The sequence below is a fragment of the Oleiphilus sp. HI0117 genome (genome assembly GCF_001635235.1).
This window is the reverse complement of record NZ_LWGA01000056.1, coordinates 1-1,028: the sequence shown is the minus strand read 5'-3', so window position 1 is coordinate 1,028 and position 1,028 is coordinate 1. Positions and strand designations below refer to the sequence as shown.

At 43.2% G+C, this 1,028-nt stretch carries 1 protein-coding gene and 1 pseudogene; one reads left to right on the top strand and one right to left on the bottom strand.

What is annotated here, in order from left to right:
• Nucleotides 1–590 (bottom strand): annotated as a pseudogene (locus A3757_RS00940) (hypothetical protein); the annotation flags it as partial.
• Nucleotides 591–681: 91 nt separating this feature from the next.
• Between A3757_RS00940 and A3757_RS00935 the strand changes: the two are divergent.
• Entirely contained in the window at nt 682–918 is a 237-nt protein-coding gene (locus A3757_RS00935; RefSeq protein ID WP_068738999.1) for a DUF523 domain-containing protein, read from the top strand.
• The last annotated feature ends 110 nt before the right edge of the window (nt 919–1,028 follow it).

The following is a 1,028-nucleotide window of genomic DNA, read 5'->3' as shown; positions in this document are numbered from 1 at the left end:
ACAGAGAACCAATACTTAAATAATTTTATACCGCTACGGGTAAGCATTCTTTCTAGTTCTGGCGTTTGACGCATAAACTCAAGGTAGTCGCTCGGTTCGCAGAACCCCATAACTCTTTCAACACCTGCTCGGTTATACCAAGACCGGTCGAATAAAACGAGTTCACCTTTGGTGGGCAGGTGTTTAATGTAGCGTTGAAAGTACCACTGACCGAGCTCTTCTTCAGTCGGCTTTTCCAAAGCAACAACGTGAGCGCCCCGTGGGTTTAGATGTTCCATAAAGCGTTTTATGGTGCCACCTTTACCAGCGGCATCTCGCCCTTCAAACAGAATCACTATTTTTTGTCCTGACTCTCTTATCCACTTCTGGGCTTTTAGTAGCTCGATTTGTAATTCTTTTTTTATGCTTTCGTATCGTTGGCGACTAATTTTTGTCTTGTATGGGTATTCGCCTGACCTAAATGATTCGGCAATATAATGTGGGTCATGGCGTTTTTCTGCTAGAGCGTGAAGCTGAGTCCCTACTGAGCTCAAAGTCTTATTCTTAGACGAAGTTTGCTTGTCTGATTGATTCTTATCTGAGTTTTGCATGGTTCTTTTCTAGCCCTCTTTTTTAAACGTAATCCTTAAGTCTACTAGACAATTGGAGGGCGCATGGTTAAATAACGGGCTTGATTGATATGTGTCTTTAGATGGCTTTGTTCTGATGAAAAACTCACCCAGCTGCGGAGTCAGAAACGTCAAAATATTTCAGAGTGACAGCACTATTCACCAACAAGGCGGTATGGGCCTATTCGCGGCAGCCTTGAAGGAAAGGTTCCCTTTATTGCCGATCGAAGAAGAAGTGAATTTGCACGACGAAAGTCAGTATATGGAGTTTGTTAAGCGAGTTCATGCTCACTTTAAATCGCGGAAATGACAAGTATCAGGCGTAACCTATCTTAAGCAAGGGCCACTCGCGCTCAAGGTTATCCTCAGCCCTAATCTCCAATCATTGGCTTATAAAATTACATCTACTGCCCATTAACC